Origin of the sequence: Pseudomonas edaphica, from assembly GCF_005863185.1 — a bacterium.
GTDB classification, from domain to species: Bacteria; Pseudomonadota; Gammaproteobacteria; order Pseudomonadales; family Pseudomonadaceae; genus Aquipseudomonas; species Aquipseudomonas edaphica.
In genome coordinates this window covers 1-3,826 of sequence record NZ_VBVZ01000581.1, presented here as the reverse complement: position 1 = coordinate 3,826, position 3,826 = coordinate 1, and the positions used below count along the sequence as shown (strand labels likewise).

The following is a 3,826-nucleotide window of genomic DNA, read 5'->3' as shown; positions in this document are numbered from 1 at the left end:
AGGTGATGCTATCGCAGGCAAGCCAGCTCCCACACAAGCCCGCTCCACAGGAGATTTCCAGTGTCTGATCAGTGCTTGGCAGCCGCCAGAATCAGGGCTTTCATTTCGGCAACCGCGCCTTTGAAACCGACGAACAGCGCATGCGCCACCAGCGCATGGCCGATGTTCAGCTCGTTGATGCCCTTGATCGCGGCCACGGCTTCGACGTTGTGGTAGTGCAAGCCATGGCCGGCGTTGACGATCAGGCCTTCGTTGAGGCCGCACTTGACGCCGTCGATGATGCGCTGCAGTTCCTCAGCCACTTCGGTGGGCGTGGTGGCATCGGCGTAACGGCCAGTGTGCAGTTCGATCGCCGGCGCGCCGACACGACGCGACGCTTCGATCTGGCGCTCGTCGGCGTCGATGAACAGTGACACTTCGCTGCCGATCTTCGACAGGCGCTCCACCGCCGCCTTGATCCGCGCTTCCTGGCCGGCCACGTCGAGGCCGCCTTCGGTGGTGAGTTCCTGGCGGGTTTCCGGCACCAGGCAGATATGCGCCGGGCGGATGCGTTCGGCGAACGCCATCATTTCTTCGGTGACGCCCATCTCGAAGTTCATGCGGGTTTGCAGCACGTCCTTGAGCACCAGTATATCGCGCTCCTGAATGTGGCGACGGTCTTCGCGCAGGTGCACGGTGATGCCGTCGGCGCCCGCTTCTTCGGCGTCCAGCGCGGCCTTGACCGGGTCGGGGTAACGGGTGCCCCGGGCCTGGCGCAGGGTGGCGACGTGGTCGATGTTGACGCCAAGAAGAATGCGATTGCTGGTGGTCACGGAAGCGCTCCTGAAAAGGGAAAGAAACGCTGCACAGCATACACGGGCTTGTCAGGGCTTTCGAAACAACTCGCGACTGACCAGCGGGCGCCCGCCCAAATGCACGGCCAGCGCCTGGCGCATCAGGCGCTTAGCGGCGGACAAGGCACCAGGGGCTGTCCAGTCCGCTTCGCTCATGGCCAACAGCTCGGTGCCCTGGAACAGGCCCGGTTGCAGCAGGTACACGCGCTCAAGGCCGGCGTCGACTTGCAGGCGGTACATACCGTCGGCGGCGATGGGGTCGCCGTGCAGGTCGTTGCTCAGTTCGAAGCCGTAGCCCAAGTCATCGAGCAGGCGCCATTCGAAGGCGCGCAGCAGCGGCTCCAGCGGGCGACCTTCGGCCAGGGCCATAAGCGTGGCGGCATAGTGATCGAAGACGGCGGGGTGCGGGTCTTCGGCGGGCAGCAGGCGGATCAACAGTTCGTTGAGGTAGAGGCCACTGAACAGCGCTTCGCCATTGAGCCAGGCCGAGGTGCCGACGCTTTCCAGGCGGCCGACGTTTTTCAGCTCGCCCTTGCCACGAAACTCTACGTCCAGCGCCACAAACGGCCGTGCCAACGTACCCGCTTTGCCCCGCGCACTGCGCAACACCGCGCGCAAGCGGCCTTGGGGCGTGAGGAAATCCACCAAAGCGCTGGTCTCGCGGTAGGCGCGGCTGTGCAGGACGTAGGCGAGTTGGCTGGGGGGTGGGGTTTGGGACATGCAAGTCTCTTCGCAGAACTTAAGAACAGCGACAAACCAATGTGGGAGCGGGCTTGCCCGCGATGCAGGCACCTCGGTCATTCAGTTGCACCGAGGTGATGCTATCGCAGGCAAGCCAGCTCCCACACAAGCCCGCTCCCACAGAGATACTGCGGGGTGTTACAGGTCGCCGTAGCCCAGGGAACGCAGCGCGCGCTCATCATCGGACCAACCACCTTTAACCTTCACCCACAGGTTAAGCATGATCTTGGAATCAAACAGCAATTCCATATCCTTGCGCGCTTCGGTGCCGATGCGTTTGATGCGCTCGCCCTTGTCGCCAATGATGATTTTCTTCTGGCCGTCACGCTCTACAAGGATCAACGCGTGGATATGCAGGGTTTTGCCCTGCTGCTTGAACTCTTCGATTTCGACGGTGATCTGGTACGGCAGCTCGGCGCCCATCTGGCGCATGATTTTCTCGCGTACCAGTTCGGCGGCCAGGAAACGGCTGCTGCGGTCGGTGATCTGGTCTTCCGGGAAGAAGTGCTCGTTCTCCGGCAGGTGCTCGGCGATCACGCGTTCCAGGGCCTCAAGGTTGTGGCCGTGCTGGGCCGAGATCGGGATGATCTGGGCGTTCGGCAGTTGTTCCTGCAGCCAGCTGAGGTGCGGCATCAGCTCAGCCTTGTCTTCGATACGGTCGGTCTTGTTCAGCGCGACGATCAACGGGCCAGTGACGTACTGCACGCGCTCCAGAACCATTTGGTCTTCGTCGGTCCACTTGGTGCGGTCGACCACGAAGATCACCACGTCGACGTCTTTCAACGCCGCCGAAGCGGTTTTGTTCATGTAGCGGTTCAGCGCCTTCTCGCCACCTTTGTGCATGCCTGGGGTGTCGACGTAGACCGCTTGCACATTGCCTTCGGTCTTGATGCCCAGCATGTTGTGGCGGGTGGTCTGCGGCTTGCGCGAGGTGATCGCCAGCTTCTGGCCGAGGATGTGGTTCAGCAGCGTGGACTTGCCCACGTTCGGGCGGCCGACGATGGCAACATAGCCACAGCGTGTTGCGGTTGAATCAGTCATGGCCATTCTCCACGCCCAGGGCAATCAGTGCTGCAGCGGCCGCTACCTGTTCGGCAATACGACGGCTCACACCCTGACCTCGGCTTTTTTCATTCAATAAGGTGATTTCACATTCCACGAAGAACACGCGGCAATGGGGTTCACCCTGGATATCCACCACTTCGTAACGTGGCAGTTCGCAACCACGCGACTGCAGGTATTCCTGCAGGCGGGTCTTGGGATCTTTGTTGGTGTCGACCAGCGTCAGGCTCTCGATCTCCGACGCCAGCCAGGCGACTACGCGCTCCTTGGCGGTCTCCATGCCTGCATCCAGGTAGATCGCACCGATCAACGCTTCGAGGGCATCGGCCAGGATCGACTCGCGGCGAAAGCCACCGCTTTTCAGCTCGCCGGACCCAAGGCGCAGGTACTCACCCAGGCCGAAACCACGGGCCAGCACGGCCAGGGTCTCGCCTTTTACCAGGCGTGCACGCAGGCGTGACAGCTGGCCCTCGCGCGCTTGCGGGAAACGCTCGAACAGCGCCTCACCGGCGGCAAAGTTGAGGATGGCATCACCGAGGAATTCCAGGCGCTCGTTATTGCGCCCTGCAAAGCTGCGGTGTGTGAGGGCAAGGACCATCAATTCCTGATCCTTGAAGGTGTAGCCGAGCTGGCGCTCGAGACGGCTTAGAGAAACGCTCACGGTTTACCCATTTCTGTTTGGTGGCACCGGCGGCCATCGACGATTGACGCAGTGTTCAAATTCAAATCCTGATTGGTACAGCAAGGAGTTGGGCCAATAATTGTCCCAACCCCAGAAAAGCATTCGGCGCTGTGTTCACAGCGCCGCCTGTATTACTTGATCAGCCCGACCCGCGAGAAGTTCGGCAGGTGGCTGAGCTTGGGTTCCGGCCAGCTCATCCAGACCGCAAAGGCCTTGCCGACAATGTTCTCGTCGGGAACCATGCCCAGCAGGTCCTTGGGGATATTAGGGTCATCCCAATACCGGCTGTCGTTGGAGTTGTCACGGTTGTCGCCCATCATGAAGTAGTGCCCGGCAGGCACTTTCCATTCGGTGTCGGGCGGCGAGCGGTAGCGGCTAATTTCCTTGCGGATCTGGTGCTCTACTGCGCCGAGTTTTTCCTGATACAGCTCAGCGCTGCCCAGGGTGTTCGGCTCGGTGCCGATCAACTTCTCGGCTACCGACTCACCATTGACGAACAGGCGCTTGT

The 3,826-nt window shown here is 61.3% G+C and carries 5 protein-coding genes; all 5 read right to left on the bottom strand.

Annotated features, from left to right (window positions below; translation table 11 throughout):
• Positions 1 to 68 precede the first annotated feature (68 nt).
• The gene (gene pdxJ, locus FEM54_RS26925) at positions 69 to 812 is read right to left on the bottom strand and encodes a pyridoxine 5'-phosphate synthase (RefSeq protein WP_138453690.1); all 744 of its coding nucleotides are present in this window, start codon (positions 810 to 812) and stop codon (positions 69 to 71) included.
• 51 nt (positions 813 to 863) lie between these two features.
• The gene (gene recO, locus FEM54_RS26920; protein WP_099548483.1) at positions 864 to 1,553 is read right to left on the bottom strand and encodes a DNA repair protein RecO; all 690 of its coding nucleotides are present in this window, start codon (positions 1,551 to 1,553) and stop codon (positions 864 to 866) included.
• 159 nt (positions 1,554 to 1,712) lie between these two features.
• Positions 1,713 to 2,615, bottom strand: a complete 903-nt coding sequence (gene era / locus FEM54_RS26915; protein ID WP_028618988.1) for a GTPase Era — start codon at positions 2,613 to 2,615, stop codon at positions 1,713 to 1,715.
• A complete protein-coding gene (gene rnc, locus FEM54_RS26910; RefSeq protein WP_017136295.1) occupies positions 2,608 to 3,297 on the bottom strand; it encodes a ribonuclease III in 690 nt (229 codons plus the stop codon). The genes era and rnc overlap by 8 nt, the downstream gene beginning before the upstream one ends.
• Positions 3,298 to 3,449: 152 nt before the next feature.
• On the bottom strand, positions 3,450 to 3,826 hold a 377-nt coding region (gene lepB / locus FEM54_RS26905; protein ID WP_138453689.1), incomplete at its 5' end, for a signal peptidase I.